Source organism: Enterococcus thailandicus (genome assembly GCF_001886265.1).
GTDB lineage: Bacteria > Bacillota > Bacilli > Lactobacillales > Enterococcaceae > Enterococcus_B > Enterococcus_B thailandicus.
Genome location: NZ_JXLE01000003.1, coordinates 46,264 through 67,462, shown reverse-complemented (window position 1 = coordinate 67,462; position 21,199 = coordinate 46,264). Strand labels below are relative to the sequence as shown.

The following is a 21,199-nucleotide window of genomic DNA, read 5'->3' as shown; positions in this document are numbered from 1 at the left end:
ATGAAAAAAGCACGTGTCATTTATAATCCAACTTCAGGTAAAGAATTGCTGAAAAAAAACCTCGCTGATATTCTTCAAGCACTAGAAGACGCAGGTTATGAAGCAAGTGCTTATGCAACAACTCCCGAAGAAGACTCTGCGAAAAATGAAGCAACGAGAGTCGGAAAATTAGGCTTTGACTTGGTTGTAGCAGCAGGCGGAGATGGAACGATCAATGAAGTTGTTAATGGAATCGCACCTTTGAAGAAACGACCTAAAATGGCGATTATCCCGGCTGGAACAACGAATGATTATGCACGAGCACTAAAAATTCCTCGTGACAATATCAAGGCAGCTGCCGAAGTCATCAAAAAAAATCAGACGGTTAAAATGGATATTGGTCATGCCGAAAACAGTTACTTCATCAATATAGCAGCAGGTGGCTACTTAACGGAATTAACTTATGAAGTGCCATCTGAATTGAAAAGTATTTTTGGTTACTTAGCCTATCTCGCAAAGGGAGCAGAAATGTTGCCTCGAGTGAAACCAATCAAAATGCGTTTGAAGTATGATGAAGGAGAATATATTGGAAATGCGTCCATGTTTTTCTTAGGGCTAACGAATTCAGTAGGTGGCTTTGAGCAAATTGCTCCGGATGCAAAGCTTGACGATGGAAAATTTTCATTGATTATCGTCAAGACAGCCAATATTTTTGAAATTTTACACATTGCAGCGCTGATGTTGAATGGCGGACGTCATGTCGAAGATCATCGTGTGATTTATACAAAGACAAGCGAATTGTATGTTGAAACCGAAGATGATACAAATCGTCCAGTGATGATCAATTTAGATGGTGAATATGGTGGCGATGCACCGATGCACTTCTCTAATTTACATCAACATATTGAATTTTTTGCGAATACGGATAAGATTCCTGATGCCGCTATCACGGGTGTAGAGGAAGAAGAATTCGAAGAAGTTGGTAAAGAATTTGTAAAAGAAGTCGAACGATTAACAGACGAAGATATTGACGGTGACGGCAAGATCGCTGACGAGGAAAAATAGACAGACAACCGGTACTGATACTAGGAACCTAGGTCAGTGCCGGTTTTAGTTGTTGTGAAAAACAATGATTTATAGTAGAGTCAGAACTAGACAAGTAAGAAGTTAAAGGAGTAAATAATGAGCGAACAAACAGTGAAAAAAAATGAACGTTATACCGTAAAAATTATTGATTTAAGCTATGAAGGAATGGGTGTAGCTAAAATTGACGGCTACCCATTGTTTATTGAAAATGCGTTACCCGGAGAAGAAGTTGAAGTTCTTGTTTTAAAGGCAGGAAATAAATTTGGCTATGCAAAAGTAGAAAACTGGTTAACGACTTCACCAGATCGTCAACCTGTTGAAGACAAAACATTGATTCGTACAGGAATCGCTCCACTTGCACACTTAAGTTATGAAAAACAATTAGTGTTCAAACAACACCAAGTTGAAAATGTGATGGAAAAAATTGCGAAGCTACCGGAAGTGCCTGTTCTACCAGTAGTGGGAATGGCTTCACCAGTTGCTTACCGAAATAAAGCACAGATTCCTGTTCGTAAAATCGATGGTCATTTGGCTACTGGTTTTTATAAGAAAAACAGCCATGATTTAGTTTCCATTACAGATTTTTACATTCAAGATCCAGAAATCGATAAAGCAATCGTTGTTGTGCGTGATATCTTAGAACGTTTCCAAGTTCGTGCGTATAACGAAGCCAAAAACGAAGGACAAATTCGTCATATCGTCATTCGTCGTGGACATTATTCACATGAAATGATGGTTGTTTTAGTTACTCGTAAAGAAAAATTCTTCAAAGCAAAAGAAATTGCTAAAGTGATTCATGAAGAATTACCAGAAGTTGTTTCTGTCATTCAAAATATCAATGAAGAGAAAACAAATGTCATCTTTGGTAAAAAGGAAGTTGTTTTATTTGGAAAAGATTACATTGAGGATCAACTCTTAGGTAAGACCTTCCGAATTTCTGCTAAGTCTTTCTATCAAGTCAATACACAGCAAGCAGAATATCTTTATCAAACAGCAATTGATTTTGCGAACTTAACCAAAGAAGATGTTGTAATCGATGCATATTCAGGAATCGGTACTATTGGTTTATCCTTAGCTGATCGTGTTGCTGAAGTCTATGGAATGGAAATCATTCCTGAAGCGATTGAAGATGCACAGTTTAACGCATTAACTAATAAAATCGAAAATGCACATTATGAAGTGGGCAAAGCTGAAAAGGCAATGAAAAAATGGCAAGATAAAGGTATCAAACCATCTGTCATCATGGTTGACCCGCCACGTAAAGGATTAGACGGCAGCTTCATTGAGTCAGCAATCGAAATGAACCCCTCTCGAATTGTCTATATTTCATGTAATCCGGCAACCTTTGCGCGCGATGCAAAATTGTTTGCCGAAGCAGGCTATGAAACAACAAAAGTGCAACCTGTTGATTTATTTCCGCAGACGCATCATGTGGAGTTGGTTGCCTTACTTACTCGTACAGAAAAATAATACTGATATCAAGGGTAGAGAAGTAATAGCTGGAAATAGCTAGATACAGCGAAATTTTGAATATTTGAGGGAGTTGAGATTTTTGAGTCTTGGCTCTCTTTTTTGTTTGTGGGAACATATCAGCTGGTTATTTGGGAGAGTTTGGTAAGTAAATCAGAGGAATGTAATCAAACAAGACAGAACTATTGTGGATCAGGTAATTTAATAGCATCAAGTTTAGATCTGGAAATGAAATAAAGGTAAAAAGCAAAGAGCATTCTTTTAAATAAGATTACTTTTTTTGGTTAACAGTTGCAAAATGGGTCATATCAACGTTTTAGCTATTATTTTACAAATAAAAATAGTACAATTATAAGATAGATAGCCTAGGAGAAGAAGACATGCTTAATGCAAAACTTAGAAAAAATGCAATTGATAACTATAATACAGCAACTAAACGTTATGAGAAGATAGCAATTACTTTAAGTGACAGCACAAACACTCTTTATGAAGAGCGTAAAAAAGCAGTGAAATTAGTAAAATTAGTTGAAGAACGTATTAATCAATTAGCGAATACACCAAAGGAATTTAAGGTTACTTTACAAAAAATAGAAATCGAAATAGAAAACTTCAAAATTAAACAAAATGAAATTAAAAAAGCAGAAGTGGAGGCGAAGGTTGCAGCTGGAAGTACAGGGACTGGTGTGACATTGAGTGCACTTGGATTGGCTGTTGCTACGATGGGGCCCACTGCTGCAATGGGGATAGCTACTACATTTGGGCTTGCATCAACTGGAACAGCAATTTCAACTTTGTCAGGTGCAGCTGCAACTAATGCTGCTTTAGCTTGGCTTGGTGGTGGGGCACTTGCAGCAGGTGGTGGAGGCATGAGTGCAGGAGGAGCATTACTTGCTTTAGCAGGTCCAGTGGGTTGGACGATTGCTGGTGTCATGCTTGTGGGCTCGGTTGGGTCAGGACTATTTACAAGCCATAAAAATAAAGAAATAGCTGATAAAGTACTTGCAGAAAGAGAAAATTTAGAAAAAATAATTAGAAATTTTACTAGGATGAATATCGAAGTTAAAGCACTGATTGGGACAACCCGTACTCAAATTAAAGGAGTATCAAAAGCATATATAGCATTAGATGGGAATGATTATTGTTTATTTTCGAAAGATGAAAAAATGCAGGCAGGTCTGCTTGTGAATTCTACCTTAACCTTGGCTCAAATTATTAATAAGGAGCTTAAATTAGATGCTTAGTGAACAAACTCTTGATAATAATGTAGAACAAGGTATTGGATCATATGTTGACTACCTTAACAATATTAGACTTTCGGATTTATTAAATTCATTGGATGCACTCCTTTCGAATGAAACAGATAAACTATCAGATTTAGCTTCTAGGTCAGCTAATGCGTTATCAAATCTAGATTTAGCAAAATTAGAAATTGAAAATCTTATAACTATTAATCGTGGTGGAAAAACGGGAGTACATGGGTTTATAGCTGAATTTGCTGAAACAGGGATTAGAAATGCACGAGCTGTTTTTGAAGGAATGCAAAAGAGTGTGGTATTACTGAATAATAATGGACCGGCGGATATTTTACTTCAAGGTAAAGAAGTTCAAATGAAATTTTATGCGAACATCCTAGAAGAAATTAAACAAGCTTCTCATTATGATGAAATGAGTATGATGTTTCCAAAGGATCATGTAGAAGTCATTGAAAAAATCATGAGTGGAGCTAAGATAGTTGATTATCAAGGAAGTACATTATCAATTTCTAAAATCAACAATATTAGAAAATCGATTGAAGATGAAAGTACATTGCGTGGTGTTCCATATGATGAGTGGTTAAAACCATCTTTGCTGAGATATCAAGATGTCCAAAAAAGGACAATTGACCAAACTTTTTGTGGGGAAGTCAATGACATCAACAAGCAAACAGCTCAGCAGCAAACTGCTATTAAAAAGGAAGCAGACCATGATAAATTAGTTGCTTATCAAAAGGCACAACCAACTTTCAGTGAGGCATCAAAAGTTGCTAGAATTGGCTCAGTAGTTCAAGGTGGATTGAATCTAGGAGTCTTTATTTATAAAAAGCATCGGGATGGAAAAGAAGTCTGGAATTTTGATTCTGACGACTGGAAACAGTGTGGAGCTAGTGCTGCGAAAGGAGCTGCAAAAGGTGGTATTTCTGGGTACACTATTTATGGATTAACGAATGTCTGCCATTTAGCTGCGCCAAGTGCGGGAGCAATTACATCTGGAATATTTGGATTGAGTAGCACAATAGTGAAGTATCGAAGAGGTGATATAGATACTGATGGATTTATTGACTTAGTAATTTTAAATGCTATTGATGCAACTGGAGCAGCAATCGGTGCAGCGATTGGCCAAATGATTATTCCTATTCCTGTTGTTGGTGCTTTAGTAGGTTCTATTGTTTCTACTACAGCACTAAGTTTAGGAAAAGTAGTTCTCAATAAACATGAAATTGAGGTCATCAATAGTTATCAGGAAAAAATCAATGAATATGTTACTAAGTTAGATATAGAATACCAAATAAAATTAGATGAACTTATGAACGAATATCTTAAACTTGGGGAACTTCAAAAATATTCATTCGACTTTGCTATTAATGTACAGTTGCGTTTTGCTTCTTCTGTTAATATGGCAAGACTGTCAGGCGTGACAGAGGAAGATATTCTCAAAAACGAAAGTGAGATTGATGATTATTTTATACGCTGATTTATTCCCGCAAACACATCATGTGGAATTGGTTGCCTTACTTACTCGTACAGAAAAATAATACTGATATCAAGGGATTCCTTGGATTACACGGAACTTTATAAAAGAAGGTAAACATACTTTTTTATAAATGTTCTGTGTTTTTTTAGTTGATACGCAATACTAGAGATGAAGCGCTGAGCTAGAGAGTTCAGCGCTTTTATGTTAGATGATACTTCGCTTTTCCCATCTGTAGGAAAAAAGTAAGTTTGTAGAAGAAGGATTATTTTTCCTATAATGAGCATGTAAATAAATGAAAGTGGTGAAGAAAATGAAAAATATTTTGTTAATTTGTGGTTCAGGAGCATCAAGCGGGTTTATGGCCGCAGCGATTAGAAAAGCGGCTAAAAAAAGAAAACTTGAATTCTCAGTCAAAGCGGCTAGTGAATCGCAATTGGACGATCGCATTGATGCAATTGACTACTTACTTATTGGTCCGCATCTGTCTTATATGTTAAATGATCTTCAAGAACAGACAAAAGATAAAAATGTTAAAGCAACAATCATTCCACAAGCAGTTTACGGCACATTGAATGGAGAGAAAGCATTAGATTTAATTTTAAAATTGGAGGAATAGATGATGGATAAAATTATGAACTTTATGACAAATTCTTTTGCGCCAAAAGTGAATAAGGTAGTAAAAAATCCCTGGATTTCAGCCATCCAAGATTCAATTATGATCGCTTTGCCGCTAGTTTTTGTTGGTTCGTTAGTGACGGTCATTTCTTTGCTAAAAAATATTTTCAGCGGAATGCCTGATTTCTCCATGATCAGTAATTTTTCATTTGGAATGTATGCGTTAATCGTGGCGTTCCTGATTCCTTATTATCTGATGGAGAAAAAAGGGTACGGTGGCCAAAAATTAATTTCTGGTGCAGCTTCGCTCGTGCTGTTTATGATGTTGCTGTTTCCTACTATTACGGCTGATGGTGAGGCAGTCTTCATTCTCTCTCGTTTCGGCGCTACTGGAATGTTTCTTTCGATGACTACGGGGCTGTTTGTCGCTTCCGTTATGAATTTTGCGGTCAAATATTCATTTTTTGATGAAGACACACCGATTCCCGACTTTGTTGTTGGCTGGTTCAACAGCTTGTTACCCATCACATTTGTGTTGCTTGTTGGCTGGTTAATCACTTTCCAATTACAAATCGACTTCTTTGATGTGGTTCTATTGGTCTTCAGTCCGTTAGCTAATATCGTTCAATCTTATCCTGGTTTCGTGCTATCCGTCTTCATTCCAGTGTTTTTATATACGTTTGGGATTTCCGGATGGGTAATGATGCCTGTCATTTATCCAGTTTATATGTCAGGATTGGCAGCCAATGCTGAAGCGGTGGCAAATGGTGGTCAAGCATTGAACATTGCTACACAAGAAACTTGTTACGCTTTTTCTTCAATGGGTGGGGTTGGAACAACGTTGGCTTTATCGGTCATGATGTTGTTATTAAGTAAGTCGGCGCAGCTTAAAGCAATCGGCAAAGCGGTCATTATTCCATCTATTTTTAATATTAATGAACCTTTGGTCTTTGGTGCACCAATCGCTTTCAATCCGTATCTGATGGTACCAATGTGGATCAACAGTATTATTGTTCCCACTATCGCTTATGTCACGATGTCGTTAGGATTGGTCAATGTTCCATCAAGTACCTTCTTATTATGGTATATGCCTTATCCAATTACTTCTTATTTAGCGACACAGGACTGGCGAGCCATTGTCGTTTGTGTTCTAATCTTCGTGATTACTTGGCTGATCTTTTTACCATTTTTCAAAGCCTACGACAATTCATTGGTAAAAAAAGAAGCTCAAGAAGCTTTGGAAGAGGCGGAAGCAGAAATCGAAGCGGCACACTAAAATACATTTTATATCAAAAGAAATTAGCAGGAGGTCACTTATGAAAGAGACAACATTTTTAGAGGAAAACGATCAATTGAATCAATTATCCATGAACATTTTAGTTCATGCCGGCAATGCAAGGGATCATTTAGTTCATTCATTAGAAAGCTTAGAGTCAATGGATTTTGAAACAGCTAAAATAGAAGTGAAAGCGGCACGTAAAGAAGTTGTGGTCGCACATGGATTACAAACAGATACATTACAGTTAGAAGCATCGGGTGAACAGATTCGCTATTCAACATTATTTTGTCATGCGCAAGATACCTTGATGACTGCGCAAAGCGAGATTTTGATTGGTGAGCATTTAGTTCGGTTGTTTGAAAACTTTAGTCAAAAATAGCAGAGAAAATGAAACGACACAATAATGCAAGGAGGAATTTCATTGGAAAAATATCAAATGCCTAGGGATTTTTTATGGGGTGGAGCCATTGCGGCCAATCAAGCAGAAGGTGGCTATAAATTGGATGGGAAAGGAATCAGTTTAGCTGACCTACACAAATATTATCCAGATAAAAGTAATGCTGAAATTGCCGAAGAACAGCACAAAGGAATGTCTATAGCCGATATCAAAGCGAATTTGGCTGATACTACTGGTTATTACCCAAAACGAAAGGGAATTGACTTTTACCATACGTATGAATCAGACTTAGAATTACTTAGTGAAATGGGATTTAAAACTTTCCGAACATCGATTGATTGGACACGGATTTTTCCAACTGGTGAGGAAGAGGAGCCGAATGAAGAGGGATTAGCATATTATGATCGCTTGATTGATAAAATTATCGAATTAGGAATGGAACCGATTATCACGATTTTACACTATGAAACACCCGTAGAAATTACGTTGAAATATGGTGGCTGGAACAATCGTAAAGTGATTGATTTATTTGTCAAATATGGGAAGGTTGTTTTAGAACGCTATCAAGCAAAAGTGAAGTATTGGATCGTAATCAACCAAGTCAATTTGATTCAATTCGAACCTTTCAATTCAACGGCAATTCCTTATGATACGGTAGATAATTATGAAGAAGCAAGTTTCCAAGCTGTTCATCATCAGTTTGTCGCCAGTGCGAAATTAGCTGCCTATGCAAAAATGATTAATCCTGCTATGATGATTGGGACAATGATGGCAGATTGTACAGCCTATCCATATTCTTGTGATCCTGATGATGTGAATTTGGCTTTGCGCCGTAATCGGATGCAGTATTTCTATACAGATGTTCAATTTCAAGGTGAATATCCGCAATATGCATTGAACTATTTTGCGGAAAACGACATTCATTTAGTTATTTCGGATGAGGATAGACAATTACTGAAAGAACATCCAATGGATTATCTTGCGCTTTCTTATTACTATTCACAAATGGTTGATGCTTCTAAAAACACGATGAGTCCGTCATCTGTAACACCGAATCCTAATTTGAAAGTCAATCCATGGGGGTGGGCTGTTGATCCGCAAGGGCTGTATAATTCTTTATCGCAATACTGGGATCGCTATCATAAGTCGATCATCATTGCTGAAAATGGGTTTGGTATGTACGACCAATTAGAAGATGGGCAAATCCATGATGATTATCGTATTTCTTATCTATCAGAACATATTGCTCAGATGAAACGTGCGATGTATGATGGAGCGGACGTCATTGCGTATTGTGCCTGGGGGCCAATTGATATTATCAGCTGTTCATCAGCTCAAATGGAAAAACGTTATGGGTTTATCTACGTCGATTTGGATAACGAAGGACGAGGATCTGGACAACGAATTAAAAAGGACAGCTTCGACTGGTATAAACAGGTGATTGCTTCAAACGGTGAAATTTTATAGATAATTGAAAAGCTGGTCCTTATGATCAGCTTTTCTTTGAGTGGGGGGATAAAATTGCTGACTAAAAAAGAAAAAGAGTTGCTTGATTATTTGGAGAAGAAAAACCATTGGACAACCTCGGATGAATTAGCTGGTTACAGCAATTGTACGACACGAACAATTCGTAATCGTGTTGCCAAGATCAATCAAAATAATCCGGATCTCATTTTGACTAGCCATTTAGGCTATCAGCTGAATTCGGAAGTCAGGATAAAGAATGAGGGGACCGAAGACCGAAAATCTCGAATCTTTTTAGAGTTATTGAAGCATTCGTCTGAAGGAGTCAACTTTTACGAGTTGGCAGAAGCACTTTTTGTTTCCGAGTCAACATTGAAAAACGACATTCAACAGTTGAAGAAAGAAATTACCAATGATGCAATCAAAATCGTCTTTGAACAAGAATATATCAAACTAACTGGCCCTGAGAGAGCCAAACGGCGTTACCTGATTTCACTACTATATAATGAAAGTGACTTGCAGGAGAAGCTAAAAATCAGCATTCAGCAAATGATTGGTTATCTTTCGCTGGAAAAGCTACAGCAAACGATTCAAGAAGTATTATCTGAGCACAGTATTCAGATTAATCAATATTCACTCAATAATATCGTCCTGCACTTTGCCATCAGTATGGAACGAATTCGTCAAGGGCACAACTTAAAGAAACGGTTGAATAATGAGCGCTTGCAAAAAAGCCAAGAATTTTTTATAGCTAAAGAAATCAGTGATAAATTAGCACAACAATATGATAGCCACTTTTCCTATGCTGAGCTGGAGCAATTATCCTTATTATTTATTGGCATGCAAAATGAAACGTTGACAAAACAAGAAAATCAGCAACTTTCTAGTTTTGTTGACCCAAAAATCATTGTCGCTTTGCAGGATGTTTTAGCAGAGGTAGAGCGAACCTACCTTGTCGAATTACAGAATGAAGAATTTTTCAATAAGCTGGCAATCCATTTACAAAGTCTCTACTATCGTTCTCATTACGAAACATTTACGCGCAATAGTAGCCTGCTAGATTTGAAAACGGCCTATCCATTGATTTATGATTTAGCTGTTTATATTTCTTCTTTGATTCAAGAACGGTTAGATATTTGGTTTAATGATGATGAGATTTCCTTCATTGCTTTACATATCGGGTCTTTTCTTGAAACGCAAAAACATATTCAGGCACAAGTGATGATTCGGCTGATTGTTAATGACTATCATGATATCGGCACTAATTTGAGCAAGCAAATTGAAGAATACTTTGGGGAACTTGTGACTATTGTAGTGATAGAAAAATGGCAGGCAACGACTAATGACTGCGACTTACTGTTGACGACCGACCGTAAGACAGCTTCTGAATATCCAGGTTCTGTGTTTATTCATCCATTTTTGACTAATAAAGATATTAAAAAAATAGAAAAGCGGATTGATTCATTAAAATCACAGCGTGAAAAGCAAAAAATGTATCAGGCAATCGAACGATTTATTTTACCGGAACTATATTTTAATCAGATTGATCCAGCTGGACTAATGCCAATTGAACTCCGCAGACAAATGAATCAGCGAATGGTGCAAGCTGGTCTTGTTGATGAGAACTTTTCCGAACGGGTAGAAAAACGTGAGCGTATGTCACCAACGAGTTTTCCTTCTGGTATTGCTGTGCCACATTCGGTTGAGTTAGAGGCGATAAAAAGTGGTGTTGCGATAATGACTTTGCAAGAATCGCTAATTTGGGCGAACCATTCTATCAAGTTAGTCGCTTATATCGCAATCAATAAAGATGAAGCAAATGATTTCAATGAGTTCTTTGAAAAATTTATTGAGATTGTTTCAGAGCCTGTCAACACCAAGCAGTTAAGTATGAGCGAAGATTTTGACGAATTTATTTTACGGTTAAAAACGATGGTTGATGCAGATGAGTAAAAACTTTTTACGTCGCTTATTCTTGGTGATTCTTGGTACGGTTTTAATGGGCGTCGGAATTGGAATCATTGTTAATGCAAATCAAGGTTTTGACTCAGTGAGTACGTTGATCTTAGGCTTGATGAACCATTCGTCGATTTCCTTTGGTCGATGGAGCCAAATCATCAGCCTATTGTTTCTGATGGTTACCTTCTTTTATAAGCGTAGTATGTTAGGAATGGGCAGTATCATCAATACTTTATTAGTAGGTGAAACAATCAGTTGGACAGCTCCAATCATTCAGGCTGTCGCTTTTCTTGCTAATAATAGGTTTGCTTCTTTGCTAGGATTTTGTGTGATGGCTTTAGGAACTGCTATTTATTTATCAGGTGGGTTAGGTTCAGGGCCTCTGGAAGGGCTGATGTTTTGTATCTGTGATTTCTTCCGCCTATCGCTGCAAAAAGGTCGGATATTACTGGATTTGATTATTGTTGTTATTGGTGTTTTTCTGGGGAGTTCTTTTGGAATAGGTACGTTTTTCGCTATTTTTCTATTAGGACCAATGATTCAAATCTGCCTGTCGATTTTGAAATACGGCAATATAAAAAATGAATTGTATCGTGAAAAAAGAAAAAAATTATCAGAATAGTAAGAAGTTTTTTCGAAGAATGCATTGATTAGAATGCGTTCTTTTTTTATACAGATAGTATTGAATGATAAATTATTGGTACTTAGAGGTATGGTTCAAGTCTTACAAATAAAGAACTTGAAGCAAAAGTCCTTGGCAAGATATTGGTGAACAGGTGAGCAACCGAACTTAAAATCTAGTCATAAAGAAAACATAAACGTTAAGGGTGAAAAATAGAAAATGGCTAGCTCCTATACTTTATGCTGAGGACTGGTTGATATGGATTAAAATTGCGAGTGATATATGTGTAGCAGAGCACAGGTATAAAGAATAGGAACGTTGCTTACAAGAATTTTCATCAACAAGATTTTTTGATAGAAGTAGGAAAGGTGACGACAGTTTATCAATACCCTCACCTTTTATCTGTCGTTAAACTTATCGAGTAGGTAAAACAGATTTATTACTGGTGTTATAGGAGGTATTTTTAAATCTGACTCCATACATCTAGATTTAATAGCACAGTCTGTTCCTGATTATATGAATAGTTTTAGAGCTATAAATGTGGTGGAACAAGTACTACGATTATTAGTCAAAAACGAAAAAATTCACCGGCTGGGCAGGGAACAACTTGACTATCGGAACGACCGCATTGTTTTCTACATCTATGAATGAAAAGTATAGAGAGTAAAGTAAGTAGCAGTCACTCTATTAAATAACAACAGTTAGCATGTGTTTTGCTTTTATATAATAGTTTTTTAGTGTTATAATAAAAATAAGGAAAGGAGATGCGTTTTTATTTTTATTTTTTATTGATAAAAATGATGGATATATGCTAAGTCGAAGGTGCTTCATTTCTAGTTGGGAATAATAGGTAAAATCATGTTTATCTATCCATTCTCTATCCAGATTCTTCGTCAAACATCAAATGGAAAAGTGCGTGAAACAGAGGTCTGATAATCAATTCGAATTTTGTTGGGGAAAAGATTCAGAATGATTGTAAATCAAGCTTTGGTTATTAGCTCAGCCGATATTCTTAGAAAAATAATTGGAGTGTTTATTTTTGATAGCCCTTATAATCGTGCGATTCTATTAAAATGAAAGGAGAGATTTGTTCATAAGTGAAAAGAGTACATAATTGATTTTGTTCTATTTAGGCAATGGAAATTTGTTCAGATTAATATGTATGGTGAAGTTTAGCACAATAACCTTAAGTAAATTTAGAAAAATAAATTATTCATCAGGAGGAAATAGTTATGTTGAAAAAAATTACTAAGCTTACTATTGTATCTGCTACGATCCTACCTATAATTGTTGCAACAAATCAAGCATATGCAACTACGTTTAACGATGATCCTATCAGTTTAAATCAAAGAATTAATGCTGATGATTACGGAAAACTGTCAACGATGTCTTATGCGCTTTCGTTTCAAATGTATCAATGGGGTGACATTTCCTATGCAGAAAAGTTATCAGGGGATGAAACAAATCCTTGGGGTGTTTCAAGTGATGTTTATCTGGTAGGTATTAATAATGATATGTCTGTTACACAAACGCCGAGTACAGTAAATAGTAGTACTTTTAATAACAGTACTACTGAAAATCAAACGTTTTATACGCCTTCTTATACGGAGTCTTATACAGATTCAGTGACTGCAACTACGACACATGCAGCGAAATTTGGGACGAAAGCGACCGCTAAAATTGGTCTGCCAATGGTTGGTGAAACGAGTATGGAAGTATCGGCAGAATACACATTTACAAATAGTAATTCCAGTACGAAAACAAATACTAAGTCTTGGACTGTACCTGGACAACCAATAAAAGTTAAACCTGGTCATAAAATAGTTGCAAACTGGGTCTTTTATACTGGTAAAGCGACTGGAACGGTAAAATTACAAGAAAAAATTACTGCGACTATTCCGTACAAGAAAAATTCTTCTGGGACTCGTACAGGAAAGGGGTTAGGGGATGTCGTAGGAAATAAAGATATCTTTTACAATAGTTATTGGAACAAATATTTAACAGAAAATCGTTTTAACTGGGAAAGAGCTAGTCAAAGTGTTGCTAATCATAAGATCGGAGAAGGCAATTACAAAGTTAGCTATGGCTCAGGTTTCTTCTTGGAAGCACATGATTTAACAGATGGAACTGTCACGCGTATTCCTGGACAACTAACAGTTAGCCAATAGTTTTATCTAATGTACTGATGTGTTTGGAGATTAATTTTGTGTCGTTCATAAGTTATATTGATGAAAAATTAAGAAATATACTCAAAAGCTTACAATAGCTTTTATAGTGTATTTCTTTTTTGTTGATTACGTCTTACAAAATTTTAAGCACACCAAAAAAAAGAATGATTTTACTTGCTTTTTGTTGTATATTAAACAAGGAGAAAGTTGCTGCTGTTGCAGGATAAATAAAGGTGGAATTAAAATGAATTCAAAAGAAAAAATGTTAGAATTGATTAAAAAGAAACAAGGCGGAGGTAGATCAGAACAAAAAGATACACCTAAAAATGATCGCCGAAATATGCGTAAGGGACCAAAAATCTTTAATAAGTAATTGGTAAATGAAAAGGAGTTATGACAACTTAATTGTCATAACTCCTTTTTTGTATAAACAGATTGAAAACTTATTTCTTTAAAAAGCAAGTAGAATACGTTCAAAATTGGCGGAGTACTCGCCCAAGAATTTTCTTACTTCTCGATACGACTCATTGAGTCCAAATTTTTTTGAACGTTGTTAATAAAATTTGCGAAAATTTTTAGGTGTATAGCCTGTTTTCTTTTTAAACGTGTTAATAAATTGACTAGTAGAATCAAAACCAACTCGTTCGCCGACGAGTTGAATCGATAGATCAGGTTGATTGATTAGGAAGTTTTTTGCCTGACGAATGCGAAAGTCAATCAAGTACTGATAAGGACTTTTACCCATGAATTTTTTAAAAAGGCGACTAAAGTATTGAGGGGTGATAAATTGTTTTTGGGCGATTTGATCGATTGTTAGATGCTGTGCGTAATTTGCTTGAATCTCATTGAGACTTGGAAGAACATACTTTTGATATAATTCATCAATCTGCATGTTTTCTTGTGGTTGACTCAATTGGAGTAAAAACTGATAACACAAAACTGAAAGAGCCAAGTGATCTGTGTTCGCTTCAAAAGCAGCAATCATTTTTTCAATTTGGGTGGAGAACTGAAACTTCTCGGTGTCTTTTGCTAAAAGAAACTGTTCGTTTCCGACTAACAGATCTAAATGATTTTTTAAGTGCCCATCAAAAGTGACGAAATTCGTTTGCCAATCATCAGTTAGTGGATAGTAAGCATGGGGGACAAAAGGGGAAATCAACACGCCTTCGCCTGCTGCTAATGTCAATTTTTGTTTTTCAATCCAGATTTCTCCAGCCCCAGTTTCTGTTTGTAACCAATGGTATAAAGGATGTCCTTGTGTGCGTTGCAAACTTACTTGCTGCCAATTGGTTCCAATACTTTCGATGCTAATGGGTAATTGTCGAATCGACAAATTGAAATAAATAGTCAAAATGAATACCTCCTTGTTTCGGAATCTTATATTTTTTAGTTTAACATATTATACATTTGATTTGTGATGACGCTTACAATGGATGTGAGAAGGAAAAGGAGGCAGTCATTAATGAAAAAAATAAAACGAATGTTCTATGGTGGTGATTATAACCCTGAGCAGTGGGAGAAAAAGATTTGGCTCAAGGACATGGAAATCTTTAAGTCTGCAAAGATCAATTCTGCGACAATCAATGTGTTTTCATGGGCGAAAATCCAACCAAGTGAAGATGTTTATGATTTTGAACAATTAGATGAAATCATGAATCAATTGGCGAAAGAAAATATTGAAATCGTTCTAGGAACGTCAACTGCAGCATTGCCAGCTTGGTTATATAAAGAATATCCGGAAGTTGGTCGGGTCGATTTTGAAGGACGACGCCATCGCTTTGGACAACGTCATAATGCTTGTCCGAATAGTCTTGTCTATCAGCACTTTTCAACGCGATTAGCAGGTAAACTGGCAGAGAGATACAGCGACGTACCTCAATTAGCTGTTTGGCATATCAATAATGAATATGGGGGAATTTGCTATTGTGAAAATTGCGAGAAGGCTTTTCGGATTTGGCTAAAGAAAAAGTATCAAACAATCGAAGCTTTAAATACTGCTTGGAATTTAAATTTTTGGGGACATACTGTTTATGACTGGGATGAAATTGTGGTGCCCAATTGTTTAGGTGATGCAATGAATGAGGAAGAGACTGCTTTTGCGGGTTTGTCGGTTGATTATATGCGTTTTAATTCAGATAGTTTATTGGCTAATTTTAAAGCAGAGCGTGAAGCCATTCGACAATTTGATCAAGAAATACCAGTAACAACGAATTTGATGGGTACCTATAAAGGGTTAGATTATTTCAAATGGGCAAAAGAAATGGATCTTGTTTCTTGGGATAATTATCCTGCCTATAATACCCCTTGGAGTTCAGTAGCACTTGGTCATGATTTGATGCGAGGATTGAAAGATCAGTCGTTTATGCTTATGGAACAAACACCAAGTCAACAAAATTGGCAACCGTATAATTCATTGAAAAAACCGGGAGAGTTGCGCGCTCAGAGTTATCAAGCGATTGCACACGGTGCAGACACAATTCAATATTTTCAGTTACGTCGAAGCATTGGCGGGTGTGAAAAGTTCCATGGGGCAGTGATTGAACACGCTGGAACAACGAATACACGAGTTTTTAGAGAAGTGGCAGAACTAGGGAATGAGTTGGAATCACTTGGAGATTTGCTGGTAGAAGCAACGTGTCCAGCGAAAGTAGCCATCTTATTTGATTGGGATAATTATTGGGCGTTGGAATATACAAGCGGGCCGAATCAAAATTTGAAATATGTTGAGCAGATTCAGCAAGTCTATGCTTATTTTTATCAGCAAAATATTCCGGTTGATTTGATTCCAATTGACCGTGATATTTCAAAGTACGAACTCATTTTAGCACCAGTACTCTACATGATAAAAGGAGAGATCGTTTCGCGACTTGAAGACTTTGTTCGTGCAGGTGGAACCTTCGTGACGACTTTTATGAGTGGAATTGTTGACCAGTCGGATAACGTTTTACTGGGGGGATATCCTGGGCCGTTGCGGAAACTAACAGGTATTTGGGTGGAAGAGCTGGATGCTTTAGCTCCTGAACAATCGAATCAAATTCAATTTGCAGATGGCGAAACTGGAACGGCAACCTTAGTGAGTGATTTGTTACATCTAGAAACAGCTGAAAGTTTGGGAAGTTACACGGATAATTTTTATGCAGGACAACCGTTTGCTACAAAGTGTTCCTTTGGAAAAGGACAAACTTATTATCTTGGTACACAGTTAGATACGAATTCACTAGCCAAAGTGTTAAATGAGGCTTGTGCAAGTGCCAAGGTTGAACCAGTTGTTGCTGAAGAAACGGCGTTGGAAATCACTTATCGTGAAAAAGGAAGGCAAAAATTTTATTTTATCATTAATTTGTCAGATCAATCACAAAAATTACCAACAAAATTTATCGGTCAAAAAGACTTGTTAAAGCAAACATCTCTAGTAGCAGAGTATCTTGTAAAGGCATATGAAGTCTTGATAGTGAAAGAGTCACAATAACTTATTAATTGAATGGGTTGAATGAATAGTAACTAAGATAACAGTTAAGTAAGGTAATAATTAAATAAAGTGATAACTAAAATAATAGCTAATAAAATAATAGCTAAATAGTAGCTAAAATAGTAGCTAAGAATGAGCTAGATGGGAGCAGAACATAATGACAAAACTAACAATTGCCATCCAAAACAAAGCAGGCGAACTTCGCACAGCAGCACGCGGTGAAGAACGAAAAGAGATGCCTTTAACCGATTCAGCGGAAAATCTCGTTCACCTTGCAATGAGAAATTTTAAGTATCAGGAAGGTGACCAAATTGTGGTTCAAGCGGATCAACCAGAAACCTATTTAATGGTTAAGCTAGATGAAACATTAGCTACTTCACTTATTTATTTATCAGGAAATAGCTGGAGCTATCCAATTTCATTTCTGCCTAACGTGCTAGCAGCGCGTCCTAAAGAGCGTTTTGCTGGAGAAAGTCATTATCTGAGTGCCCGAGTAGCGACTGCTGAAGAAATAACTATGTATCAAAATCTGACATTGAATCCACATGATCAAAAGGTATTTACCGGAAGTTATCCCCACGCTGAGGCAAATGTCGAAACGAGAAACGACGCAACATTTTTTGCGTGCAATGCGATTGATGGTATTTACGCCAATCACTCACATGGTTCGTATCCTTTTCAATCTTGGGGCATCAATCAACAACAAGATGCGGCATTGACCATTTTATTTGGGCGCGAGGTGGAGTTGGATAAAGTAGTTTTTACTTGGCGAGCTGATTTTCCTCATGATAGTTATTGGACGCAGGTTTCTTTATGCTTTTCTGATGGGACAAAAGAAGTTTTTCAGACAACAAAGACAGCGAGACCACAGACGTTTGAATTCAACCAACGACGAGTCACAGCGGTCACTTTTGAAGAACTAATTCAAGCAGATGACGATTCACCTTTTCCAGCATTAACTCAGATTGAATGCTTTGGTCGAAACGTGAATATTGAGGAGAATTAAAAATGATTGAGACCTATTTACAAAGTATCCAAAAAGAAGCGAAGGCTTACGTGGCAACAGCGACCATTACACCTTTGCCACTTGATGGATATGTCTCCTACTTGGAAACCGGCAATCGACTAGTCTTTGAAACTGCTTATTTTGCCAGAAGGAGACAGTTGGCGATTTTGGCACTGGCATATATGACTACTCATGAGCAGGAAACGAAGAAGTTACTGGAGCAAGTGATTTGGGAAATCTGTAATGAATATACCTGGGCGTTGCCCGCGCATTTACCAGTGGAAAAAAATCTGTTTAAGCAATCATCCGTTTGGTGGATTGACTTGTTTGCTGCCGAAACAGCCCAAACCTTAGCCGAAATTATGGAATTAATGGGAGCAGAATTTACTTTACTGACACAAAATAGAATCAGAGAAGAAATCGACCAACGACTATTCCAACCATTTGAAGAAAAGCATTGGGAATGGGAAGAGAAAAAGAACAATTGGAGCGGCGTCATTGGTGGATGCATTGGGATGACTGCTCTATCTTTACTGGAAAAAAACAGTGTAAGGCAAGGAGCAATCCTTCAAAAAGTAGACCATAGTTTACAGTCTTATCTAAAAGGTTTTGCGTTAGATGGTGCGTGTGAAGAAGGTGTGGGGTATTGGAGTTATGGATTTGGTTATTACCTTTATTTTGCGGAAAAACTAGCAGATATGTTAGGGGACGAAACCTATTTGAATTTGCCAAAAGTCAAAGAAATAGCTGCATTTCCGTATTATGTCGTTCGAAAAAATCAACAAGCCTTGCCATTTTCAGACTACAATTTTACTGAGTTGCCTAGTGGTTTACTTAGTTTTTGCCATCAGGTATTTCAAGTACCAATACCTGATGTAGTAAAGGTGAATGAGATTGATTTCGATCATTGCTATCGGTTTGCACAACTTTATCGTAATTTGATTTGGACGGAAAAAACGGAAGTTGAGCGACCAACTATTATGCATTATTTTTCAGATGTGGAATGGGGCATTTTTGAATCAGAAGCTCAAGACTTATTCTTCGCTGCCAAAGGAGGACACAACGAGGAAAGCCATAATCACATCGACTTGGGGCACTTTATTTTTGGAACACCAAATGAATTATTTTTAACGGATCTAGGGGCGGGAGAGTATACGAAAGATTACTTTGATGAAGAAAAGCGCTACCAGTATTTGGTAAATAATGCATCAGGTCATTCCTTGCCAATCATTAACGATTGCTGCCAACAAGCTGGTGCAGTGGCAGCCACAGCAACCAAATTTATTGATACGCCAAAAGGAAAACGCTTTTCACTTGATTTGACGAAGACTTATGAGCCAAGCGCAAATCTGAAACAATTTCAGCGAAGTTTAGTGTTGATTCCAGAAGAAAGCACGTTGGAATTACGTGATTATTTCAGGATGAAAAAAGCTGGAAATAAAATCATTGAAAGTTTTGTTACGACATATCCAGTTGAAAGGAACGGTCAAACAGTCAGCATCAAAGGACGCCAGACCTGTGAATTGATTTTTGGGGAGGAAGTAAAAAAAATTGACTGTCTGAAAAAAATGTACCACGACCATGAAGGAAACACTTGTCAGGCAACCTTGATTCAGACAACGTATACTATTTCAATGGAAGCAGAAGTGGTAGTCAAAATGAAGTTAGTCCACTAGCAAGATTCCTTTAGAAAAAAACGCAAAAGAGAGTGGGATAAAACTAAAAATTCAACTGTCTTTAATCCATTTTTCAATTAAAAAAGCCTAAAATCAACGTTTTCAAAAACGAATTTTAGGCTTTTTTATTTAGGCAACTTTTGTCCCAACTTTTTTTGCTCTATTTAATTTCTTGACTCTTTTCATTTATTTTAGGTGCAGCGGTTGATCCTCGAACGACTAATTCAGTACCCAAAAAGATTCGTTTGGCGATTGTGGGTGTCAAGATTCGTTCATGCAATGTGCTGATGCCGACCTCGCCCATTTCTTCGGTGTAGGCTTTGACAGTAGAAAGTGGTGGAGTGATATAGCGCGAAATAGAAATATCGTTGATGCCCATAACACTAATATCATCTGGTACAGAAATGTTTTGCGCCGTTAGCGTATGAATGATTCCAATTGCAAAGGCATCATTGGCAGCCAAGATTGCTGTTGGTAGGTCGGTCCCCCAGCTTTGCAAAGCTTGTTTGGTTAATTCTTCACTATTTTTCACATTCAATTGGCTATTTTCCTGCACGATAAAGTAAGACGCATCAAATAAGCCATAATGTTTCATCATACTTAAGTAAGTGAGGGTAGTAGGCGTCTTGTACTGACAATAGCCATGAAGATTTTGACTTTCTTCTGCTCCAATAAATGCAATTTTTTTATGGCCTAATTCAAGCAGATGATTGATTGCAATTTCTGTTGCTTGTGTGAAATCCGTATTGATGCAGTCATATTCTGATAGCGGAAAATTTGTTCCAATAACGCAAAGATTAGCAGCTAACTCGTTTAGTTCATCAATTTTTTCTTTTGTAAATTTTCCGATGGCTAAAACGCCGTCAACATTTTGAATATTACTCAAATCCGTTGGTGAAAAGTTCACGACATTGTAACCTAATTCAACTGCTTTTTTTTCTGCACTCATACGGATTGACATGTAATAAATGTCTTCGAGTTCCTCGTCATTTGAACGCCAAGTAATAAATCCGATAGAACCAGCTGAGCCTTCTAACTCTTCATGCAAAACGTTTCGCTGAGCGGCTGCTTTTGCTTGATTTTTCTTTTTATATTTTGTGTAATTCAATTTCTCTGCAACTTCAAAAATTTTTCTCTTCGTTTCTTCAGTAGCGGAGAGAGTTGCATCATAATTCAATACGCGTGAAACAGTTGAGATCGAAACCCCAGCTTCTTTTGCGATATCAGTAATCGTAGCCATGTGTTCCCTCCTAATTGATTGTCTTTATTTATAGTATAA

General features: G+C 36.9%; 17 protein-coding genes. 15 read left to right on the top strand and 2 right to left on the bottom strand.

Annotation, left to right across the window (positions count from 1 at the left end):
- From RV17_RS02905 to RV17_RS13735, 12 genes are all read left to right on the top strand, one after another.
- Window positions 1-1,044, top strand: a complete 1,044-nt coding sequence (locus RV17_RS02905; RefSeq protein ID WP_067484400.1) for a diacylglycerol kinase — start codon at window positions 1-3, stop codon at window positions 1,042-1,044.
- 117 nt (window positions 1,045-1,161) lie between these two features.
- Complete coding sequence (rlmD, locus tag RV17_RS02900) at window positions 1,162-2,535, top strand: 23S rRNA (uracil(1939)-C(5))-methyltransferase RlmD (RefSeq protein ID WP_071868475.1); 1,374 nt, start codon at window positions 1,162-1,164, stop codon at window positions 2,533-2,535.
- Between the two features lie 380 nt (window positions 2,536-2,915).
- Window positions 2,916-3,776: a hypothetical protein gene (locus RV17_RS02895; RefSeq protein ID WP_071868474.1), complete on the top strand. Its 861-nt coding sequence runs from the start codon at window positions 2,916-2,918 to the stop codon at window positions 3,774-3,776.
- The gene (locus tag RV17_RS02890; protein ID WP_071868473.1) at window positions 3,769-5,265 is read left to right on the top strand and encodes a hypothetical protein; all 1,497 of its coding nucleotides are present in this window, start codon (window positions 3,769-3,771) and stop codon (window positions 5,263-5,265) included. The genes RV17_RS02895 and RV17_RS02890 overlap by 8 nt, the downstream gene beginning before the upstream one ends.
- Window positions 5,266-5,557: 292 nt before the next feature.
- The gene (locus RV17_RS02885; RefSeq protein WP_211276010.1) at window positions 5,558-5,881 is read left to right on the top strand and encodes a PTS sugar transporter subunit IIB; all 324 of its coding nucleotides are present in this window, start codon (window positions 5,558-5,560) and stop codon (window positions 5,879-5,881) included.
- A gap of 3 nt (window positions 5,882-5,884) precedes the next feature.
- On the top strand, window positions 5,885-7,156 hold the full coding sequence (locus RV17_RS02880) for a PTS sugar transporter subunit IIC (protein WP_211276009.1): 1,272 nt from the start codon (window positions 5,885-5,887) through the stop codon (window positions 7,154-7,156).
- Window positions 7,157-7,196: 40 nt separating this feature from the next.
- On the top strand, window positions 7,197-7,538 hold the full coding sequence (locus tag RV17_RS02875; protein WP_071868470.1) for a PTS lactose/cellobiose transporter subunit IIA: 342 nt from the start codon (window positions 7,197-7,199) through the stop codon (window positions 7,536-7,538).
- 24 nt (window positions 7,539-7,562) lie between these two features.
- Window positions 7,563-9,023 (top strand): glycoside hydrolase family 1 protein, encoded by a 1,461-nt coding sequence (locus RV17_RS02870; RefSeq protein WP_095803556.1) that lies wholly within the window; start codon window positions 7,563-7,565, stop codon window positions 9,021-9,023.
- A gap of 54 nt (window positions 9,024-9,077) precedes the next feature.
- Complete coding sequence (locus RV17_RS02865; RefSeq protein WP_082294008.1) at window positions 9,078-10,973, top strand: BglG family transcription antiterminator; 1,896 nt, start codon at window positions 9,078-9,080, stop codon at window positions 10,971-10,973.
- Window positions 10,966-11,601 (top strand): YczE/YyaS/YitT family protein, encoded by a 636-nt coding sequence (locus RV17_RS02860; protein ID WP_071868467.1) that lies wholly within the window; start codon window positions 10,966-10,968, stop codon window positions 11,599-11,601. Before RV17_RS02865 ends, RV17_RS02860 begins: the two co-directional genes overlap by 8 nt.
- Before the next feature lie 1,232 nt (window positions 11,602-12,833).
- On the top strand, window positions 12,834-13,769 hold the full coding sequence (locus RV17_RS02855) for an ETX/MTX2 family pore-forming toxin (protein WP_249024341.1): 936 nt from the start codon (window positions 12,834-12,836) through the stop codon (window positions 13,767-13,769).
- A 244-nt stretch (window positions 13,770-14,013) separates the two neighbouring features.
- Window positions 14,014-14,142 carry a hypothetical protein gene (locus tag RV17_RS13735; RefSeq protein ID WP_067481724.1) on the top strand — a complete coding sequence of 43 codons (129 nt, stop codon included), beginning with the start codon at window positions 14,014-14,016 and terminating at the stop codon, window positions 14,140-14,142.
- A gap of 180 nt (window positions 14,143-14,322) precedes the next feature.
- Here the strand turns inward: RV17_RS13735 and RV17_RS02845 are convergent, their stop codons facing one another.
- On the bottom strand, window positions 14,323-15,120 hold the full coding sequence (locus RV17_RS02845; RefSeq protein ID WP_071868466.1) for an AraC family transcriptional regulator: 798 nt from the start codon (window positions 15,118-15,120) through the stop codon (window positions 14,323-14,325).
- Window positions 15,121-15,231: 111 nt separating this feature from the next.
- Between RV17_RS02845 and RV17_RS02840 the strand changes: the two genes are divergently transcribed.
- The 3 genes from RV17_RS02840 to RV17_RS02830 all read left to right on the top strand — a co-directional run bounded on the left by RV17_RS02840 (window position 15,232) and on the right by RV17_RS02830 (window position 19,920).
- On the top strand, window positions 15,232-17,238 hold the full coding sequence (locus RV17_RS02840) for a beta-galactosidase (RefSeq protein WP_071868465.1): 2,007 nt from the start codon (window positions 15,232-15,234) through the stop codon (window positions 17,236-17,238).
- A gap of 157 nt (window positions 17,239-17,395) precedes the next feature.
- Window positions 17,396-18,244 carry a hypothetical protein gene (locus tag RV17_RS02835; RefSeq protein ID WP_071868464.1) on the top strand — a complete coding sequence of 283 codons (849 nt, stop codon included), beginning with the start codon at window positions 17,396-17,398 and terminating at the stop codon, window positions 18,242-18,244.
- Between the two features lie 2 nt (window positions 18,245-18,246).
- On the top strand, window positions 18,247-19,920 hold the full coding sequence (locus tag RV17_RS02830; RefSeq protein ID WP_071868463.1) for a hypothetical protein: 1,674 nt from the start codon (window positions 18,247-18,249) through the stop codon (window positions 19,918-19,920).
- Window positions 19,921-20,080: 160 nt separating this feature from the next.
- Here RV17_RS02830 and RV17_RS02825 read toward each other — a convergent pair whose 3' ends face one another.
- Window positions 20,081-21,160, bottom strand: coding sequence for a LacI family DNA-binding transcriptional regulator (locus RV17_RS02825; RefSeq protein ID WP_071868462.1), 1,080 nt, complete (start codon window positions 21,158-21,160; stop codon window positions 20,081-20,083).
- Window positions 21,161-21,199: the final 39 nt, after the last annotated feature.

Excerpts from the sequence above, each read along its gene's own strand:
- RV17_RS02905 (WP_067484400.1), top strand. The coding sequence starts at position 1 with ATGAAAAAAGCACGTGTCATTTATAATCCAACTTCAGGTAAAGAATTG.
- rlmD (WP_071868475.1), top strand. The coding sequence starts at position 1,162 with ATGAGCGAACAAACAGTGAAAAAAAATGAACGTTATACCGTAAAAATT.
- RV17_RS02895 (WP_071868474.1), top strand. The coding sequence starts at position 2,916 with ATGCTTAATGCAAAACTTAGAAAAAATGCAATTGATAACTATAATACA.
- RV17_RS02890 (WP_071868473.1), top strand. The coding sequence starts at position 3,769 with ATGCTTAGTGAACAAACTCTTGATAATAATGTAGAACAAGGTATTGGA.
- RV17_RS02885 (WP_211276010.1), top strand. The coding sequence starts at position 5,558 with ATGAAAGTGGTGAAGAAAATGAAAAATATTTTGTTAATTTGTGGTTCA.
- RV17_RS02880 (WP_211276009.1), top strand. The coding sequence starts at position 5,885 with ATGGATAAAATTATGAACTTTATGACAAATTCTTTTGCGCCAAAAGTG.
- RV17_RS02875 (WP_071868470.1), top strand. The coding sequence starts at position 7,197 with ATGAAAGAGACAACATTTTTAGAGGAAAACGATCAATTGAATCAATTA.
- RV17_RS02870 (WP_095803556.1), top strand. The coding sequence starts at position 7,563 with ATGCAAGGAGGAATTTCATTGGAAAAATATCAAATGCCTAGGGATTTT.
- RV17_RS02860 (WP_071868467.1), top strand. The coding sequence starts at position 10,966 with ATGAGTAAAAACTTTTTACGTCGCTTATTCTTGGTGATTCTTGGTACG.
- RV17_RS02855 (WP_249024341.1), top strand. The coding sequence starts at position 12,834 with ATGTTGAAAAAAATTACTAAGCTTACTATTGTATCTGCTACGATCCTA.
- RV17_RS13735 (WP_067481724.1), top strand. The coding sequence starts at position 14,014 with ATGAATTCAAAAGAAAAAATGTTAGAATTGATTAAAAAGAAACAAGGC.
- RV17_RS02840 (WP_071868465.1), top strand. The coding sequence starts at position 15,232 with ATGAAAAAAATAAAACGAATGTTCTATGGTGGTGATTATAACCCTGAG.
- RV17_RS02835 (WP_071868464.1), top strand. The coding sequence starts at position 17,396 with ATGACAAAACTAACAATTGCCATCCAAAACAAAGCAGGCGAACTTCGC.
- RV17_RS02830 (WP_071868463.1), top strand. The coding sequence starts at position 18,247 with ATGATTGAGACCTATTTACAAAGTATCCAAAAAGAAGCGAAGGCTTAC.
- RV17_RS02825 (WP_071868462.1), bottom strand. The coding sequence starts at position 21,160 with ATGGCTACGATTACTGATATCGCAAAAGAAGCTGGGGTTTCGATCTCA.